At 37.8% G+C, this 17,982-nt stretch carries 18 protein-coding genes; 13 read left to right on the top strand and 5 right to left on the bottom strand.

The window, feature by feature from the left end:
* Nucleotides 1-127 precede the first annotated feature (127 nt).
* Nucleotides 128-928 carry a YwqG family protein gene (locus NYE73_RS21035; RefSeq protein ID WP_115674534.1) on the top strand — a complete coding sequence of 267 codons (801 nt, stop codon included), beginning with the start codon at nt 128-130 and terminating at the stop codon, nt 926-928.
* A 40-nt stretch (nt 929-968) separates the two neighbouring features.
* Here NYE73_RS21035 and NYE73_RS21030 read toward each other — a convergent pair whose 3' ends face one another.
* On the bottom strand, nt 969-1,154 hold the full coding sequence (locus NYE73_RS21030; RefSeq protein ID WP_016995373.1) for an SE1561 family protein: 186 nt from the start codon (nt 1,152-1,154) through the stop codon (nt 969-971).
* Between the two features lie 371 nt (nt 1,155-1,525).
* Between NYE73_RS21030 and NYE73_RS21025 the strand changes: the two genes are divergently transcribed.
* Both NYE73_RS21025 and NYE73_RS21020 read left to right on the top strand, forming a co-directional pair.
* Nucleotides 1,526-2,710, top strand: a complete 1,185-nt coding sequence (locus NYE73_RS21025; RefSeq protein WP_259951030.1) for an MFS transporter — start codon at nt 1,526-1,528, stop codon at nt 2,708-2,710.
* Nucleotides 2,711-2,948: 238 nt separating this feature from the next.
* Nucleotides 2,949-3,584: a hypothetical protein gene (locus tag NYE73_RS21020; protein ID WP_259951031.1), complete on the top strand. Its 636-nt coding sequence runs from the start codon at nt 2,949-2,951 to the stop codon at nt 3,582-3,584.
* A 325-nt stretch (nt 3,585-3,909) separates the two neighbouring features.
* On the opposite strand, the gene rlmD is transcribed toward NYE73_RS21020, so the two are convergent.
* The 3 genes from rlmD to NYE73_RS21005 all read right to left on the bottom strand — a co-directional run bounded on the left by rlmD (nt 3,910) and on the right by NYE73_RS21005 (nt 7,127).
* Nucleotides 3,910-5,289, bottom strand: coding sequence for a 23S rRNA (uracil(1939)-C(5))-methyltransferase RlmD (rlmD, locus tag NYE73_RS21015; RefSeq protein ID WP_259951032.1), 1,380 nt, complete (start codon nt 5,287-5,289; stop codon nt 3,910-3,912).
* Nucleotides 5,290-5,326: 37 nt separating this feature from the next.
* Entirely contained in the window at nt 5,327-6,151 is an 825-nt protein-coding gene (locus tag NYE73_RS21010; RefSeq protein ID WP_009371550.1) for a polysaccharide deacetylase family protein, read from the bottom strand.
* A 67-nt stretch (nt 6,152-6,218) separates the two neighbouring features.
* A complete protein-coding gene (locus NYE73_RS21005) occupies nt 6,219-7,127 on the bottom strand; it encodes a TIGR01777 family oxidoreductase (RefSeq protein ID WP_048394782.1) in 909 nt (302 codons plus the stop codon).
* A gap of 205 nt (nt 7,128-7,332) precedes the next feature.
* On the opposite strand from NYE73_RS21005, the gene recX reads away from it, so the two are divergent.
* From recX to NYE73_RS20990, 3 genes are read left to right on the top strand one after another with little or no spacing between them, the layout of a single operon-like run.
* Nucleotides 7,333-8,136, top strand: a complete 804-nt coding sequence (recX, locus tag NYE73_RS21000) for a recombination regulator RecX (RefSeq protein WP_036219262.1) — start codon at nt 7,333-7,335, stop codon at nt 8,134-8,136.
* Entirely contained in the window at nt 8,133-8,462 is a 330-nt protein-coding gene (locus tag NYE73_RS20995) for a YfhH family protein (protein ID WP_036076977.1), read from the top strand. Before recX ends, NYE73_RS20995 begins: the two co-directional genes overlap by 4 nt.
* The gene (locus NYE73_RS20990) at nt 8,463-8,732 is read left to right on the top strand and encodes a YfhJ family protein (RefSeq protein WP_048394780.1); all 270 of its coding nucleotides are present in this window, start codon (nt 8,463-8,465) and stop codon (nt 8,730-8,732) included.
* 36 nt (nt 8,733-8,768) lie between these two features.
* On the opposite strand, the gene NYE73_RS20985 is transcribed toward NYE73_RS20990, so the two are convergent.
* Entirely contained in the window at nt 8,769-9,755 is a 987-nt protein-coding gene (locus NYE73_RS20985; protein WP_048394778.1) for a metal-dependent hydrolase, read from the bottom strand.
* Between the two features lie 197 nt (nt 9,756-9,952).
* Here NYE73_RS20985 and mutY point away from each other — a divergent pair, with 197 nt between their 5' ends.
* The 7 genes from mutY (at nt 9,953) to NYE73_RS20950 (ending at nt 17,966) form a co-directional block, all read left to right on the top strand.
* On the top strand, nt 9,953-11,002 hold the full coding sequence (gene mutY / locus NYE73_RS20980) for an A/G-specific adenine glycosylase (protein ID WP_048394777.1): 1,050 nt from the start codon (nt 9,953-9,955) through the stop codon (nt 11,000-11,002).
* A gap of 77 nt (nt 11,003-11,079) precedes the next feature.
* A complete protein-coding gene (locus NYE73_RS20975) occupies nt 11,080-11,259 on the top strand; it encodes a gamma-type small acid-soluble spore protein (protein ID WP_004230485.1) in 180 nt (59 codons plus the stop codon).
* Between the two features lie 318 nt (nt 11,260-11,577).
* The gene (ntdP, locus tag NYE73_RS20970) at nt 11,578-12,129 is read left to right on the top strand and encodes a nucleoside tri-diphosphate phosphatase (protein WP_004230486.1); all 552 of its coding nucleotides are present in this window, start codon (nt 11,578-11,580) and stop codon (nt 12,127-12,129) included.
* A 179-nt stretch (nt 12,130-12,308) separates the two neighbouring features.
* Nucleotides 12,309-14,054, top strand: a complete 1,746-nt coding sequence (locus tag NYE73_RS20965; RefSeq protein WP_311198649.1) for an ABC transporter ATP-binding protein — start codon at nt 12,309-12,311, stop codon at nt 14,052-14,054.
* 296 nt (nt 14,055-14,350) lie between these two features.
* Nucleotides 14,351-15,364 (top strand): ABC transporter ATP-binding protein, encoded by a 1,014-nt coding sequence (locus tag NYE73_RS20960; RefSeq protein ID WP_115674528.1) that lies wholly within the window; start codon nt 14,351-14,353, stop codon nt 15,362-15,364.
* Nucleotides 15,339-16,319: an ABC transporter ATP-binding protein gene (locus tag NYE73_RS20955; protein ID WP_259951033.1), complete on the top strand. Its 981-nt coding sequence runs from the start codon at nt 15,339-15,341 to the stop codon at nt 16,317-16,319. Before NYE73_RS20960 ends, NYE73_RS20955 begins: the two co-directional genes overlap by 26 nt.
* 30 nt (nt 16,320-16,349) lie before the next feature.
* Nucleotides 16,350-17,966 (top strand): ABC transporter substrate-binding protein, encoded by a 1,617-nt coding sequence (locus NYE73_RS20950; RefSeq protein WP_054549023.1) that lies wholly within the window; start codon nt 16,350-16,352, stop codon nt 17,964-17,966.
* Nucleotides 17,967-17,982 lie beyond the last annotated feature (16 nt).

Here is a 17,982-nt window from a genome sequence, read left to right as displayed (position 1 = left end):
ATGAAAAAAAGAGTCCTTATCTGAGACCGCTAAATTAAAACATATTTTAATAATATAGAAGGAGAGTATTGATTTTATAGAACGTTTGTTCTAAAATAGAATAAATCCAATATTAGGAGGAACTTGCATGACTGCTAAAACTTTACTTGAATTACCCGAAGCATTCGAGCAATATAGACCATTAATAGAAGGGACAATGAAGCCTGTTGTATTGGTTAATACGGAAATAAGTAAAACAACTTTATTTCAAAGTAAGTTTGCAGGAGATCCTTATTTCCCATTGGGAATGGACTATCCAAAAAACATGAAGGGACAACCGTTAAAGCTATTAGCTCAAATTAACTTTGCAGAGGTTCCTATGCATTTACCCAATTTCCCAGAAGAGGGAATATTGCAGTTTTATATTGATGGTTATGACGATGTTTTAGGAATGGATTTTGATAATGGACAAAATCAAGAAGGCTTTCGTGTAATATTTCATGAACAAGTTATACAAGATGAAGCACAGCTTATTCAAGATTTTTCTTTTATAGAAATAGATGATGAAGAATTATATTTTCCTGTCGAGCGTGAAATGGCATTATCCTTTACTACAGGCGTTGAGCCGATGTCGATTGATGATTTTAGAAGCAATGAAAAGTATGCTAGCATCTTAACAGCTTTGGAGGATGACGAAGCATTAGAAGACAGCTTCTACGATGCTATGACTGGTGATGGTCATAAAATTGGAGGGTATCCATTCTTTACGCAAGAGGATCCTCGAGCATATGGAGATTATAAAGATTCAATCATTTTGCTGTTACAGATTGATAGTGTCGGCGACAATATTCTTTGGGGCGATTGTGGCGTTGGCAATTTCTTTATCACAGAGGAAGAGTTAATGAATAAAGATTTTAGCAAGGTACTTTATAATTGGGATTGCCATTAAAAAACAAGCGAGCACACGATGCTCGCTTGTTTTTTATTCATTATTGTTCACGAGCATGAAATTGCTCCATTTTGTCCTCTAAATCATCCATCATTTGGATTAAGCGATCAATATCTTCTAACTCAGCTGTTTCAGGATCAAGGGCATCTAATACTTCTAAAAACATCTCCAGACGCTCTTTTAAATAGGTTACTTGTTGCTCTTTATCAGTGATTGGCTTTGACATTCGTACACCTCATTTCATCCCTTTCATCGTAGCCGATTTGAGCTTAAATTTCAATGTTTAGGGAAACACCTAGGACTAAGAGATTAATTTTAAAAAACAATAAACAGAATATTTACAATATTGAGGATGTATGTTAAAGTTGTTTTAAGATAAAGTAAAGGAGCTGATTGGAAAAAGTCATCTGCAACGCTAACTCGAAAAGGAGGGAGTTTAAACAAGTAATCGGTAATATTCAAAAGCCGAAAATCGTGTTTATACAATTAAATGAGGATAAGTATTAGTTAAGCCTTAGCGTAAAATCACATGTGGTGAGCGCTAAGGCTTTTTGGTATGCTGTTCTTTGGAAGAATGACTAGATAGTGGAGGGAAAAATGACGTACTTCTCAGATTACAGCAAAAAAAGATTTACCATTTTAGTAGTAATTGTATCCATATCAGGCTTTTCACAAGGGATGCTATTACCGCTTATTTCGATAATATTTGAACGTGATGGGGTATCCTCTGCATTGAATGGTTTGAATGCAACAGGCTTATACATAGGAACATTACTGATTTCACCATTTATCGAGCAGCCCTTACGCAGGTGGGGCTATAAACCGATTATTTTAATTGGTGGAGCACTAGTTTTTGCGTCTTTACTTGCATTTCCTCTATGGAAAAGTGTGACCTTTTGGTTTGTCCTTCGTTTATTAATTGGCGTAGGCGATCATGCCTTGCATTATGCCACACAAACATGGATTACTAGTACTGCAGATCATAAAAGCTTAGGGAAGGGGATGGCCATTTATGGCTTATCATTTAGCATAGGTTTTGCTGTTGGGCCACTTATGGTGAAGCTCATTGAAATTGCTGAAGCGCTACCGTTTATCGTATCTTCAATAATGTGCCTCTTTGCATGGTCCTTTGTATTTCTCTTACAAAATGAAAAGCCTGAGCGTTTAACAGGTGATTTAAATGCCAGAGGATGGCAACGGTATAAAATGGCTATTGTATTTGGGTGGATTGCTTTTTTAGGTCCATTTGTTTATGGTTTTCTGGAGTCTTCACTAAATGCCTTGTTTCCTGTCTATGCACTACGCAAGGGCTTTGAAGTCGGCATGATTCCTATCATTTTATCTGTGTTTACATTTGGTGGTATTTTAACGCAAGTACCGCTTGGTGCACTAGGAGATAAAGTAGGGAGAAGGAATATTTTGATGATTGGGTCATTTGGTGGCGCAATTATTTTTGCGATTGCAAGCTTTTTAGAGCATTCACAATTCGCTGTGGCTGTCGCATTTTTCTTAACGGGTACGCTGGTTGGCTCGATGTTTTCTTTAGGGATTACATTTATGGCTGATTTGACACCAAAGGAGCTACTGCCTACGGGGAATTTACTTTGCGGAATTGCTTTAAGTATTGGTAGCTTAACAGGTCCATTTTTAGGTGGAGTTTATTTAGAATATGTAAAAAATTATAGCTTTCTTTTACTTGTGGCTATGCTTTTGCTAGTCGTTGCAATCATTTTATTTATATTTGGACGCCGCAAGCATCAACAACCAACGATGGCAAAATAAAAAGAGCGGGGCTCATCTCCCGCTCAAAAAACAAAAAACGCCCAGCAAATCCGTGCTGTTATGGCGTTTTTTGCGTAACAAGGATGTTCCGTCCAAGTTACATAGGTTTGGCACCTAGAAAATTATTATACAGACATGATCTAATGAAAGCAATAAAAAAGAAAATGGGTATTTTTGGACATTATCCATCTTTCTATTTATAATAAAAGAACACTTGCTTAAAAAGGAGGTTTTTATCATGACAGAAATGAAAAAACTATCTATCCACCGTGCTTTAACAGAATTAAAAATGCTGACTCTGCGAATTGAAGCAGCAACAAATGAGGTTAGTGCAGTCGTAGCTAATCGAAAAAGCAATCGTAAAATTAATGGTGTAGACATTCCTGAATATGAAAAACAAATGCAAGCATCCTATGATAAAGTGCTAGGTTTAATTTCCTATCGAAATAAAATAAAAGCACTAGTTGTGCAGTCCAATGCAAACACAAAGGTGTTGGTGGGCAAAGAGGAAATGACTGTAGCGGAGGCAATTGAACGGAAACAATCCATTCAATACGAAAAGAATTTGCTAGAAGTTATACAGCATCAGCATCGTTCAGCTATCAATACGGTTGCCAAAGAAAATGATGCATTACCTGCAAAGCTGGAAACCTATTTAATTAACATATTGGGCAATAAAGATAAACAATCACCAGAGGAAGTCAAATTACATACCGAAACATTTATGAAAAGAAATGAGTTTGAAATCATTGATCCCCTAAATGTTAAACAACAAATTGAGAAATTGAGCAATCGAATTGAAGAATTTGAATCAGAGGTGGACGCTGTCTTATCAGAGTCGAATGCCACAACCTTTATTGAAGTACAAGGTTAAAAAGATTTGCATGTCCTAGCGAAAATGGAAAACGAAAAGTCGCTCGCGCTTCAAGGCATGTGTGCGAGTTAAAACGTAAAACATGCCTTACTCCAATGGTAACTTTCAACTAAACTGATTTGAAAGCTCAAAGGTAAAAGGTGAAAGTACAAATCTTACGTTTGAAAGTTCTTTGAATAAAAGCTGAAAATTTAACATTTAATAATCATTTAAAACCTGGGTTATTGGTTAAGGTATCGACTTTTCTGGACCATCCATCATCCACCAGGCAGCTTGTGCTGTGCATTAGAAAAAGGACGTCTCCTAGGGAAACGTCCTTTTCATACTATTTGTTTTTTAAAACAAGTTTTGCAACGCATTCCACCTGCGCCGTTTGTGCGAACATATCCACAGGCTGAATATACTCAACATGATAAAGCTTAGATAATTGTTGTAAGTCCTTTGCCAAAGTGGATGGGTTACAGGAGGTATAAACAAAACGTTTAGGTTTTAGTTTAAGGACTGTTCGAATAAATTCAGGTGCTAGTCCTGTACGTGGTGGATCTACCGTAATCACATCAGGAGTAAATCCTTCCTTACGCCATTTCGCTAGAACACTTTCCGCTGTACCGACTGCATATTTCGTATGCTTGAAGCCATGATTTCGAGCATTTTTACGAGCATCCTGAATGCTTTCAGGAATGACATCCATTCCTCGAACTTCCTTCGCTTTATCCGCTAACCATAATCCAATTGTGCCAACGCCACAGTATGCATCAACCACTGTTTCTTTTCCCGTTAAAGCAGCAGCCTTTTTAATTTCATTATAAAGATGAACTGTTTGCTTTGGATTTAGTTGGAAGAAGGCGCGGGCAGATAAATCAAAAGCCAATTCGCCAAGCTCTTCATGAATAGTTTCTTTGCCATCAAGTACAACAGTTTCATCACCGAAGATTAACGATGTTTTTTCACGGTTAATATTTTGTGCAATGGATACAATACTCGGATCAATTTTTTTAATACGTGTTATCAATTCAGCTAAATGAGGGATTTCTTTCCTTGTTGTGACAAGAACGACTTGTGTCTCCCCGGTACGAATACCTGTACGTACAACAATCGTACGCACTAAACCATCTAGCGTACGACCATCGTAAATAGTGATATTTAGCTTTTGCAAAATTTTTCGAGTGGCAACGGTGATTTTGGAAGTAATTGGGTGCTGAACAAGGCAATCATTAATGTTTAACAGCTTATTACTTCCTTCAGCAAATAAACCTGCGTAAACACGCTTGCCTTCTTTACGTACTTGGAATTGGCTTTTATTACGATAATGCCAAGGATCATCCATGCCAAGTGTTTTTCTCACTTCAATTGTTTCGAGTAAAGGTTTGGCATAACGCTCTAATGCTTGTATAACAATGTCTCGCTTTTCTATTAGCTGTTTTTCATAGGTCATATGCTGAAGCTGACAGCCCCCGCACTCATTGTACACTGGGCAAGGTGCTTCCTGACGATGTTTTGAAGCTTTACGAATGGCTAATATCTCTGCTTCAGCAAAATTACGTTGTGTTTTTGTTACTTGAGCTGTGATCTCTTCACCAGGAATGGCTCCTTTTACAAATATCACATTACGTTTATAAAAACCTACACCTTCACCATTAATGCCTAGCCTTTTTATTGTTAGTGGGAATTTTTGTCCCACGGTCATTGTTGTTTGCTGCGTCAAACGTTCCACGTCCCTGCTCTATATTGTCATCTCCCCATTATAGCGAAGGAGCAGGCGATTGCAAAGCAACAGGGAAATCTTCATATTCTAATACTAAATCGTCAAGCGATAAGAACGTATAACCTTGCTTTTTAGCTTCTGCAATAAACATTGGTAATGCTTCCGCATTATCCTGTGCTACGGTATGCATTAAAATAACGGCACCAGGATGCAGTTGTTCCATAAGTGCATTATAAGCATAATCTGCCCCACGACGCTCATCCTTCATCCAATCCTTAAAGGCCACAGACCAGAAAATATGACGATAACCTTCTGCATTGCCCACCTCTAGCACTTTTGCATTAAAAATTCCTTCAGGTGGACGAGCATATGTTGTACGATCGATGCCTGTCAATTCACGTAACTTGCCATCGAACTTTTGCCATTCTGCACGCATGCCATCAGGTGAAAGTCGAGCCATATTAGGGTGACCATATGAGTGATTCCCGATAGTATGACCATCCTTCACCATGCGTTTCACTAAGTCGCTTGCACTGTCTAAGTAATGGCCTGTTAAAAAGAAAGTAGCAGGTACATTTTCTTTTTTCAATGTATCCAAAATACTTTCAGTAAAGCCGTTTTCATAGCCATTATCAAATGTTAAATAGGCAATTTTTTTATCTGCCTTCCCTTTATAAATCGCACCATATTTGTCAAGTAACTGATCGAGCTGTGCTCCTGCCTCTGCCTGCTCACCGTTTTTAGCACGTTTAAAGCCCCAATGGTGTTCATCAGAACCAGCAGCAAAAAATGGATTAAAGCTAATTCCTGCGGCAATAATAAAAGTAGCAATTACCGCACCAACAATATGTTGTTTCCACATAAAAACGCATCCTTTCTTTTTCATTAGAATGCGTAATTACTAAAAAAATTATCCAACTTAATTTTTTCTAATTTTGAGCCTTTAACAAATTTTCAAGTGCTTGCTTTAAATAAGGGTATTTAAATATAAAATGTTGTTGTTCTAATAGGGTTGGTAGCACTTGTTGTCCTTCTAAAACAAGTGTGCTTTGTTCGCCGAGAGCTAAACGCATCGCAAAGCTAGGAACAGGCAGCCAATGACGTCTGCCCATGACTTCGGCAATCGTTTGACCAAATTCCTTCATTCTCATAGGATGCGGGGCTGTTATATTAAATGGTCCATGAATATTTTCATTTGTAATAGCAAAATAAATAGCACGTGCTACATCTTCAATATGTACCCATGAAAGCCATTGCTCTCCAGAGCCGATCGTTCCACCTATATGCATTTGATAGGGCAATAGCATTGGTGGAAGTGCGCCACTATTTCTACCTAAAATGACACCAAAGCGTGCAAGAGCCACACGAATACCTAATGCTTCTGCTCGTTTCGCATGTCGCTCCCAATCGTGGACTGTAGTGCCTAAAAAATCAGTTGCGTAATCCGTAAAATCTTCATCATAGATGGCTTGTGTGGAAGTTGGGTATATACCAACCGCACTAGCATTGACAAGGACTTTTGGTTTTATCGTGAGCATGTCCATTATACGTATAATCTCTAATGTGGCATTCATTCTGCTCCAATAGATAACTTTCTTTTGCTTTTTTGTCCAACGACCATTATTTAATGAAACACCTGCTAAATTCACAAAGGCATCTACATCTTCAAAGATTTCCAAAGCTTGCTCCTGCTGATGTAGCCATTGAACATAGTGAACGCCATTTTCTAGCTTTGACTTATGACGCGTTAAGACAAAAATGTCGTGTCCGTTGTGCTGCAATAGCTGTATAAGAGCATTTCCAACAAAGCCAGTGCCACCTGCAATCACTATTTTCATAACAAGCACCTCTTTTCTCGAATAAAACGCTTACTTTTAAGTTTATCATGTAACCAAAAAGTAAACATCTTTAGGCATTAATTGCAGAGAAGAAAGTTTACCCGTGGAAGGGAAGAGAATGCCCGCGAACATAGGGAAATTAACCGTGCTAATTGTCAGATCCCCCATAAAGAAATGCTATAATGATAATAGTGAGGTGTTTGCTATGCGTATGATTACGAAAATTGCACGTCAAAAAAACAATCCTGAACGCTATAATATCTATTTAAATGAAGAGTATGCTTTTCCGGTTGATGAAGCCATTCTCATTCAATTTGGTTTAACAAAGGGAAAAGTGCTCGATGAATTCGAAATTCAAGAGATTGCCTATGAAGATGAGATACGTAAGGCATTTAATAAGGGGTTAAACTTCCTTTCATATCAAATGCGAAGTGAGCATGAGGTTAAGAAAAAACTGCTCAACTTAGAATTTGGAGAAGCTGTAGTGTTAGAGGCAATCCAAAAGTTAAAATCCTATGGCTTTATTAATGATGAAAACTATTCAAAGGCTCTGCTTGATACAAAGAAAGCTACTATGAAAAAAGGACCAAGAGCCATTAGACAAGACATGATCAAAAAAGGCATTGAGAAAAACTTGCAGGATGAGGTGCTTGCTACATATAGTTTTGAGGAACAAGTAAAACTGGCGAAGCAACTGGCAGAGAAAATTGTTCGAGCGGAGAGCAAGAAGACCCCAACACAGATTAAGACCAAAATTCAGGATTACTTATTAAGAAAAGGGTATGCTTTCTCGATTGTAGAAGAGGTGCTTAGCCAAGTTGAGATAGGGCAGGATGATGACAACTGGCAGCAGCTACTTGATGCTCAAGGCGAAAAAGTTTGGAAAAAGTACGTATCGAAGTATACTGGTTATGAGCTAAAAATGAAGGTTAAACAGGCGCTCTATCAAAAGGGTTTTCCTATAGAAGTAATAGATCGTTTTATAGAAGAGAAGGAGAATGAAGAATGAGTGAAAAAAATTATGCAGCTATGTCTGAACATGAATTGCGAGAGGAAATTGCTTTTCTAAAAGAGAAAGCTCGAAAGGCAGAACAGCTAGGGATCATCAATGAGTTTGCTGTTTATGAACGCAAAGCTTTAATGGCTGCGGCTTATTTAGTGGATCTTGATACAATCGTTCCAGGAGAAATGTATCGTATTGATGGTTCAGATAATGAGTTTTTCCAAGTAGATTATTTGAAGGGACGCTTTGCTTGGGGTCATCGTTTAGGCGGAGACAAGTACCAAGAGGCACTACCAGTATCTATCCTTTCACCAGTAAAGGTGGGCAAATAAATGGATGAAAAAATTGAGAAACTAACACAAGAGTTACTTGCAAAGAATCCTCAGATGTCTGTTGGACGGGCACAGGTTTGGGTGGAGTTGTTATGGAGTGACTTTGAATCAACTGCCGCGAAAGCAGGGTATGATTATCGTGGGGCAGAGTATACAGAAAATCTTGTTCGTCAATTAATTGCTAGCTATGGTGATAAACTACATGCTTTTGCAGGGCGCAATCCGAAGTATATACATTTACTAGATGCTAGTGATGACATGGTACAATAATAAAAACCCTGACCAATATTGGTCAGGGTTTACTGCTTAATTACTCGCACCAATTTGTAGTTTTTTCTGGAGCTTATCTTCTGTAAAGATCCAGCCTGTGTAAGACGTAATAATGTCATTCGCATCATTTAAATGTGCTACGGCAACGAAAGGATAGCGATTGTCACTACGGTAACGCAAATCGATTAACCTTAATTCTATTAGGCCGTTTTCAAGCTCGGAAATCTCCCATCGATACATAGGAGAGAAAGACACAAATGCAGCTAAGTTAGGATCTTTCATTGCAGCATCTACAAGCGCAGTTTTAGGCAAAGGCTTAATTTCGAATTTATCGTAAATATTAACAGTCCTTCCATAAGCACGGCCAACATAATAATGAGTTTTGGACTTTGCTGCGATTCGCCAGTGGAAGAAGCGCATAGTAGGTGCTACAATGACATATTCTTCATCTTGAATAGTATGATGCACCGCGTTTTTTACTGCTTTTTGCACAGCAAAACGCAAAATATAGTAAATCACGATAACCACGTACATGATACTGAATGTCCATACTGGATTTGTGCCAAATGCCCATAACACAATACCTACACAATGTAAGGTAAAAATGATGGGATCGAAGGTATTAATGACACCTAACGCAACCCATTTTCGAGAGAAAGGTCGAATTGCTTGTGTACCATACGCGTTAAAAATATCGACAAAAACATGAAGTGCAACAGCTAAAAATGTCCAAAGCCATAAATGTAACACATTCACATCTTGCAAAATCAGTGATAAAACAATTGTAATTAAAATTGGCCATAAAACTACAGCTGGTAGTGAGTGTGTAATTCCTCGATGATGTCTGATATAGATGGCGTTATTACGTAGTTTTAACACAGTGTCGACATCTGGAGCTTGTGAGCCAATAATTGTACCTGCCATTACTGCTGTAAAAGTCATTGAATGATTGGCTACTACAGGGTCAGCTAATGCAAGACCGCCAAGGGCAATACCCATAACGAAATGTGTACCTGAATCCAAAAATATCCACTCCTAGTATGCATTAAAATCGAGTACAATGTGCATACAACTTTATTTCGAACATAATAAAAGGTATATTGAAATATTCTGACACTCGTGCGTAAGCGACGATTATTGTCGATCTTCCACGAATATTCTTTTCTTCATTGTATACCCTTTTCATCATAAATTAAATCGTAAAAACAACGGAGGTCACTGTGAATTACCCATATGTAACAGAATTTCGACAATCATTAGTTGACTGGTTTAACACAGAGAAGCGTGATTTACCGTGGAGACACACAACAGATCCTTATAAAATTTGGGTATCTGAAGTGATGCTACAACAGACACGTGTCGACACAGTTATTCCTTATTACAATCGCTTTATGGAAAGTTTTCCAACATTAGATTTGCTTGCGGAAGCACCCCAAGAATACTTATTAAAGCATTGGGAAGGTCTTGGCTATTATTCTCGTGCTCGCAATTTACAAGCAGGTGCTCGTGAGGTTATAGAAAATTACGGTGGTATAGTACCTGACAATCGCCATGAAATATCTAAATTAAAAGGTGTTGGTCCCTATACTGCAGGTGCTATTTTAAGTATTGCCTATAATAAGCCTGAACATGCAGTTGACGGTAATGTTATGCGGGTTCTAAGTAGAGTGCTTGATATACATGAAGATATAGCTATTCCCAAAACGAAGAAAATTTTCGAAAGTGCGGTTGAGGAACTAATTGATCCTGATCATGCTTCATCGTTTAACCAGGGCTTAATGGAGCTGGGTGCACTTATTTGTACACCTACCTCTCCAAAATGTTTATTATGCCCAGTCAGAGAGTATTGCACAGCTTTTAATGAGGGAGAACCAGAAAAATTACCTGTCAAATCAAAAAAGATAAAAATGAAGCATCTCACATATGATGTTCTCGTATATGAAAATGACAAAGGACAATTTTTAATGCAACAACGTCCTGAGCAAGGCCTGCTAGCTAATCTATGGCAATTTCCAATGATTGATACAAGCCAATCTTCGGTAGAAAACTTTACAATGGAATATAAAGTAATTGTCCAAGCCAAACATGAATTACTTACATTTAAACATGTTTTTTCACATTTAACTTGGCATTTAAATAGCTATTATATAAAATGCGAATCGACTGAGCTAGGTGATTGGCTAAATCGTGAGCAAATAGAACTCTTACCGATGCCTGTGCCTATGCTAAAAATTTGGGATGAAGTAAAAAAGCAAACAGCAGGAAAATAAATCCTTCTTAAAATCATTGATTCATGAGCATAAAAGTCATCACCTCCGTACACAATAACTAGCGTGGAGGTGAATGAATGATGAAAAAACAAAACAACCAAAATTTCCAACCGAATAAAAACATGCAACGTCAAAGTGAAGAGTTTGGTTATGAAACGGACGTAAATGAAGTGCAAAAGCAAAATGCGAAAGCAGAGCAAAAGAAAGCTCCAGCTTCTGGCCGTTTCTCAAAAACTAACCAAGATCTAGGTGAGTAACACTTTGTAACTGCATAATTGCATTTACCTCTAAGGGGTTGTCTTAAATCCGAAAAGATGAAAAAGACAGCCCCTTTCAAATTGTTTAGGTAAGTAAATCGTCCGCTTAAAAGGAAATTCTCTATGGCATTAACTAAAAAATCCCATCAAAGCTGACATTATAATAAAATTCGCTTATAATTGACTAAATTTTATACAAATTCAAAATAGCGTAGTGAAATTTGTGGTTTTCTAACTACACCTTTCGCGTACACATTGCTATAATATACTAGAGACTGCTAGATTTAGGTAGCATAGACGAAAAGGTGGGCTAACAAAATGGCATTACCGGTAGAAGGAGAAACGATACAAATACATAGTTATAAGCACAATGGCCGTATCCACCGTGTTTGGCAAGAAACGATGGTTTTAAAAGGAACGAAAAATATCGTAATCGGTGCGAATGAACGGACACTTGTGACAGAATCCGATGGTCGTACATGGCTAACGAGAGAGCCCTCTATTTGCTACTTCCATGCGGAACACTGGTTTAACATCATCTGTATGCTACGTGAAGACGGTGTGTATTATTATTGCAATCTAAGCTCACCATTTGTTTTCGATAATAATGCCATTAAATATATCGACTATGATTTAGATATTAAAGTTTTTCCTGACATGTCTTATACCCTTTTAGACGAGGATGAATATGAGCTCCATCGTAAGGAAATGTCTTATCCTGATGTCATAGATAAGATTTTAAAGCGCAATGTCGATAAATTAATAAGCTGGATTCAACAAAAAAGAGGACCATTTGCACCCGATTTCATCGATGTCTGGACAAATCGTTACAAGTTCCAGCTTGATATGCAGTCAGATGATCAATCATGACACCTATTAGTTTAACTAATAGGTGTTTTTTTATTGGAGGGGACAGAGTGTTGTTAAGGCAAAGGTAAAATAGTTCGCTATAAAGTCATCATAACTGTATTTTAATCAAAATATTGCTATAATACTTAGGGCATTCATCTTCGATTGTCTGTTTCTTTTTGTAAGGATGTGATGATAAATTGGGAAGCATTAAGCGATATATGCGCTTTGTTAAACCATATACATGGGAAATTATTTTAACGATTATCATTGGTATAGTAAAATTTGCTATTCCACTATTTATTCCACTGCTCATTAAGATTGTGCTAGACGATATTATTGCAACAGATGACTTAACAGATGTAGAAAAAACAAAAGAACTATTTTATTGGCTAGGTGGAACTATTATTGTGTTCTTTATTATCCGTCCACCTATTGAGTATTATCGACAATATTTTGCACAACACGTAAGCAACAAGGTACTATTTGATATTCGTAAGGAAATTTATGCACATTTACAGCGTTTAAGCTTAAGGTATTATGCCAATACACGGGCAGGGGATGTTATTTCAAGGGTAATTAATGACGTTGAACAAACAAAAACCTTTGTCATGACGGGGTTAATGAATGTTTGGTTAGATTTGGCGACGATTGTAATTGCGATTGCCATTATGCTAACCATGGATGTGAAGCTAACACTAGTAGCGTTGATCGCATTTCCATTTTATGCTTTCAGTGTGAAATACTTCTTTGGCAAATTGAGAGATTTGACACGGAAACGTTCTCAAGCACTTGCAGGTGTACAAAGCTATTTACATGAACGTGTAGCTGGTATGAGCATTATTAAAAGCTTTACTTTAGAAAAGCATGAACAAAAATTGTTCGATTCAGCAAACGGTGAGTTTTTAGAAAAAGCGCTTGATCAAACAAAGTGGAACGCAAAATCATTTGCTGTCGTGAATACCATTACAGATGTAGCACCATTACTAGTTATAGCCTATGCGGGCTATCAAGTAATAAATGGGTCACTTTCAGTTGGAACAATGGTTGCTTTTATTGCTTATATTGAACGTTTATATGGCCCACTTCGTCGACTTGTTAGCTCGTCCACAACTTTAACACAGTCAATCGCTTCAATGGATCGAATGTTCGATTTAATAGATGAGCCTTATGAAGTCAAGGATAAGGACTATGCTGGTGAACTCCCACGTGCAAATGGGCAGGTTCGCTTTCACAATGTATCCTTCCAATATGAAGAAACTGGCTCACCTATTATAGATGCTATCGATTTAACGATAAATCCTGGGGAGACTGTTGCCTTTGTAGGGATGAGTGGTGGTGGTAAGTCAACGATTATCAGTTTAATTCCTCGCTTTTATGATACAACAAGCGGGCAAGTGACCATTGATGGAAAAGATGTACGGGATGTCACTTTACATTCTTTACGATCTCAAATTGGTATTGTCCTGCAAGATAATATACTTTTTAGTGATTCTGTCAAAGAGAATATCTTAATGGGGAGACCAGATGCAACAGATGCACAAGTCATCGAAGCAGCGAAAGCGGCAAATGCCCATGACTTTATTATGAGTCTACCTAATGGTTATGACACAAAGGTTGGAGAAAGAGGAGTAAAGCTCTCTGGCGGACAAAAACAACGAGTTGCTATTGCGCGTGTATTTTTAAAAAATCCACCGATTCTAATCCTGGATGAGGCTACTTCTGCATTAGATTTGGAAAGTGAGGCACTGATTCAAGAATCATTAGACAAGCTTGCCCATGAACGAACAACTATTATTATTGCGCACCGTCTTTCTACAATTACCCATGCTGACAAGATTTTCGTCATCGATCATGGTCAATTAATCGAAAGTGGAACACATGAACAGTTAATGGACAGTCAAGGAACATATTATAATTTATTCCAAGTACAGCACTTAGATTAAAATTTTCCGAAAATTACACGGTTTAAGAAATTTTTTCAAAAAAAGTCTTTCATTTATTCGAAAATGGAAGGCTATTTTTTTTTGAAAAATGTAAAAAATTATCTCTTTATAAGATTTTATTATTATGGAAGGCGATTATTGTAGAAATTCTATGTAATTTGCAGAATATTAATGATTGAAAGAGTAAGGAATTTTAGTTAGAATTATCTGAAAATAAGGAATTTAACGAAAGTTATAGTATTCTATTAATATTATTATACATTTAAGTAAAATATAGGTAGGGTGGGGCGTTACACATGAGGAAAAAACTACTAGAAATAAAAGGTTTGAAAACAACCTTTTTCACAGATAATGGGCAAATTCCTGCTGTAGACGATATCGATTTTTCTGTCCATGAAGGAGAAATTTTAGGGATTGTAGGAGAATCGGGAAGTGGTAAAAGTGTTACGTCGCTGTCCATCATGGGATTAATTCCATCACCACCAGGTAAAATAACGGGTGGAGAAATTTTGCTAGATGGCAAAAATATTGCTAAATGTACGGATAAGCAAATGCAAAAAATACGTGGAAAAGACATTGCAATGATTTTCCAAGAGCCAATGACTTCGCTAAACCCTTTGTTCACGATTGGTGACCAGTTAAAGGAAGCTATATTAATCCATAATCCAAAATGGTCGAAAAAGGAAGCGTTTGCAAGAGCGGTTGAAATTATGAAATTGGTGGGTCTACCACGTGCTGAGGAATTGCTAAAGGACTACCCACATCAGCTGTCTGGCGGTATGCGTCAACGTGTGATGATTGCAATGGCACTTGTCTGTGATCCTCAAGTATTAATTGCAGATGAGCCTACAACTGCATTGGATGTTACAATACAAGCCCAAATTTTACAGCTTATGAAAGACTTAAATAAACGATTGAATACAGCTGTGTTGTTAATTACACATGATCTGGGGGTTGTCGCGGAAACCTGTGAGCGAGTGATTGTTATGTATGCAGGACAAATAGTGGAAGAGGCGCCGATTCATGAAATTTTCACTAATCCTAAACATCCCTATACACAAGGACTCATTCAATCAGTACCTGACATGCGTTATAAAAAGGAAAATTTATACTCCATTCCTGGAAGTGTACCGAAACCAGGAAGTATTCAAGTAGGCTGTCGTTTTGCAGCACGATGTCAATATGCAATGGAACGTTGTTTACAGGAAACACCACCTTTATTTGAAGCAGCAGAGAATCATAAATCGAGATGTTTTTTACTAGAAAAACAGGAGGTGGAGCAACGTGTCGAAAGCGTTATTAAAGGTTGAGGGGTTAAAAAAATATTTTCCGATTCGAAAAGGAGTCCTTAATTCACATGCCGGGGATGTAAAGGCTGTAGATGATGTTTCCTTTGAAGTATTTGAAGGAGAAACATTAGGAATTGTTGGCGAATCAGGCTGTGGTAAATCCACAACGGGTCGCTTATTAATGCGTTTACTAGAGCCAACTGGAGGCAGGATAGAATTCGCAGGCAAAATGATTTCAGAATTATCCAACAATGAAATGAGGAAGGCACGTAGAGATATTCAAATGATTTTTCAGGATCCCTATGCCTCACTAAATCCTCGCCATAACATCGGCAAAATTTTAGAGGAGCCTCTTATTGTTCATGGGATAGGTAATGCCAAAGAGCGAAAACAAAAAGTGTTGGAGCTACTTGAGATTGTTGGATTGAATGAATATCATATCAAACGCTATCCGCATCAATTTAGTGGAGGGCAAAGGCAACGTATTGGCATTGCTAGAGCCCTGATGACCAATCCACGCTTAATTATTGCGGACGAGCCCGTATCTGCACTTGATGTATCCATCCAGGCACAGGTTTTGAATTTATTGCAAAAGCTGCAAAAGGATTTAAGGCTAACTTATATTTTTATTTCCCATGATTTAGGGGTTGTGCGTCATATTAGTAATCGAGTTGGCGTTATGTATTTAGGTAAATTAGTTGAGCTGACAGCGAGTGAGGATTTATATGCTGAACCGCTTCATCCATATACACAAGCACTTTTATCTTCGGTTCCTGTTCCAGATCCTACGTTTGAACGGGAACAGATCATCATTTCTGGAGATATTCCAAGTGCCTCAAACCCGCCAAGCGGTTGTACTTTCCATACGAGATGTCCGTTTAAAATGGATCAGTGCTCACAGGTAGTACCTAAAATGCAAGAAGTGAAACCAGGTCATTATGTTGCTTGCCATCTTTACGAGGCACTCCAACATTAAATGATATAAAAACTCATAGGGGGAAATTCGATGAAGAAAAAGAAGTTTTGGACTTTAGGTGTAATGCTACTCCTTATTCTCTCGACAATCTTAGCAGCATGTGGCGGCTCAGATACTAAGGATACGGGTAGTAAAGATACTTCAACTGGTGGCGATACAGCTAGCAGTGGAGAACCAAAAATTTTAGTGTATGGTCGTGGTGGAGATTCTGTAGCACTTGACCCTGCTGTTGTTACAGACGGTGAATCCTTCACGGTGACAGCTAATATTTATGAAACACTTGTAAACTTTGGAGAGCGAGATGTCACAATTCAACCAGGCTTAGCTAAATCATGGGAGGCATCAGAGGATGGTTTAACGTATACTTTCCAGCTACAAGAAGGTGTGAAATTCCATGATGGCACAGATTTCAATGCTGAGGCTGTTGTTAAAAATATTGAACGTTGGAAAACAGGTGCAGATAAACACCCTTACTTTAGCTCGCAATTTGTCGTTGGTGATAAGCAAGTAATTGAATCAGTAACTGCAGAGGGAGACTACACAGTTGTCTTTAAGTTAAGTCAACCTCAAGCACCATTCCTGAAAAATTTAGCAATGTCTCCATTTGCAATTGCTTCTCCAACAGCATTTGAAGCAGATGAAGAAAGTTTATCTGCAAATCCTGTAGGAACAGGTCCATTCAAATTTGTTAGCTGGGTACGTAATGATTCAATCACAATTGAGAAAAACCCGGATTACTATATTGATGGCTATCCTAAATTAGATAAAGTAATTTATCGTTCTATTCCAGAAAACTCAGCACGTTTAAATGATTTATTAGCAGGCAATATTGATGTAGCTGATGGCTTAAGCCCATCTGATAAAGCAACAATCGAAGGTGATGCTAATTTACAGTTAATCGAACGTCCATCTATGAACGTTGGTTACCTTGGTTTAACTGTTACACGTCCTCCTTTTGATAATGTAAAAGTGCGTCAAGCAGTCAACTATGCAATTGATAAACAAGCATTAGTAGATGCATTTTATGAAGGGCTAGCTGAGCCAGCGAAAAACCCAATGCCACCAGTAATTTCTGGTTATAACGATGAAGTGACAGGCTATACGTATGATCCTGAAAAAGCGAAAGCATTACTTGCTGAAGCAGGCTACGATGGCAAGGAAATTGAGCTATGGGCAATGCCAGTACCACGTCCATACATGCCAGACGGACAAAAAGTGGCTGAAGCGATTCAAAAGAACTTAGAAGACGTGGGTATTAAATCTAAAATTGTGTCATTTGAATGGGCTACGTATTTAGAAAAAGCTCAAAACGGTGAAGCGGATGCATTCCTACTTGGCTGGACAGGCGATAATGGGGATGCTGATAACTTCCTATACACGTTATTAGACGGGGATAATATTGGTTCTAATAACTATACGTTCTATGATAATCCAGAATTACACAAGATATTAACAGCTGCTCAAACTGAGATTGATGAAGACAAGCGTAATGAACTTTATAAGCAAGCTCAAGTAATTATTTCTGAGGATGCTCCATGGGTTCCACTTGCTCACTCTATTCCAATTTTAGCTGCTAACAAGAAAGTTACAAATTACATTGCGCATCCTACTGGTTCTGACCGTTTAGATGCAGTAGATATTCAATAGTAAATTTCATCATTTT

It is taken from the genome of Lysinibacillus sp. FSL K6-0102, from assembly GCF_038003545.1.
In the GTDB taxonomy this organism is placed as follows: Bacteria; Bacillota; Bacilli; order Bacillales_A; family Planococcaceae; genus Lysinibacillus; species Lysinibacillus capsici.
Note: the sequence above shows the minus strand (reverse complement) of the source record. Positions and strands in the feature narration are given on the sequence as shown.

Excerpts from the sequence above, each read along its gene's own strand:
- NYE73_RS21035 (WP_115674534.1), top strand. The coding sequence starts at position 128 with ATGACTGCTAAAACTTTACTTGAATTACCCGAAGCATTCGAGCAATAT.
- NYE73_RS21030 (WP_016995373.1), bottom strand. The coding sequence starts at position 1,154 with ATGTCAAAGCCAATCACTGATAAAGAGCAACAAGTAACCTATTTAAAA.
- NYE73_RS21025 (WP_259951030.1), top strand. The coding sequence starts at position 1,526 with ATGACGTACTTCTCAGATTACAGCAAAAAAAGATTTACCATTTTAGTA.
- NYE73_RS21020 (WP_259951031.1), top strand. The coding sequence starts at position 2,949 with ATGACAGAAATGAAAAAACTATCTATCCACCGTGCTTTAACAGAATTA.
- NYE73_RS21010 (WP_009371550.1), bottom strand. The coding sequence starts at position 6,151 with ATGTGGAAACAACATATTGTTGGTGCGGTAATTGCTACTTTTATTATT.
- NYE73_RS21005 (WP_048394782.1), bottom strand. The coding sequence starts at position 7,127 with ATGAAAATAGTGATTGCAGGTGGCACTGGCTTTGTTGGAAATGCTCTT.
- recX (WP_036219262.1), top strand. The coding sequence starts at position 7,333 with ATGCGTATGATTACGAAAATTGCACGTCAAAAAAACAATCCTGAACGC.
- NYE73_RS20995 (WP_036076977.1), top strand. The coding sequence starts at position 8,133 with ATGAGTGAAAAAAATTATGCAGCTATGTCTGAACATGAATTGCGAGAG.
- NYE73_RS20990 (WP_048394780.1), top strand. The coding sequence starts at position 8,463 with ATGGATGAAAAAATTGAGAAACTAACACAAGAGTTACTTGCAAAGAAT.
- NYE73_RS20975 (WP_004230485.1), top strand. The coding sequence starts at position 11,080 with ATGATGAAAAAACAAAACAACCAAAATTTCCAACCGAATAAAAACATG.
- ntdP (WP_004230486.1), top strand. The coding sequence starts at position 11,578 with ATGGCATTACCGGTAGAAGGAGAAACGATACAAATACATAGTTATAAG.
- NYE73_RS20960 (WP_115674528.1), top strand. The coding sequence starts at position 14,351 with ATGAGGAAAAAACTACTAGAAATAAAAGGTTTGAAAACAACCTTTTTC.
- NYE73_RS20950 (WP_054549023.1), top strand. The coding sequence starts at position 16,350 with ATGAAGAAAAAGAAGTTTTGGACTTTAGGTGTAATGCTACTCCTTATT.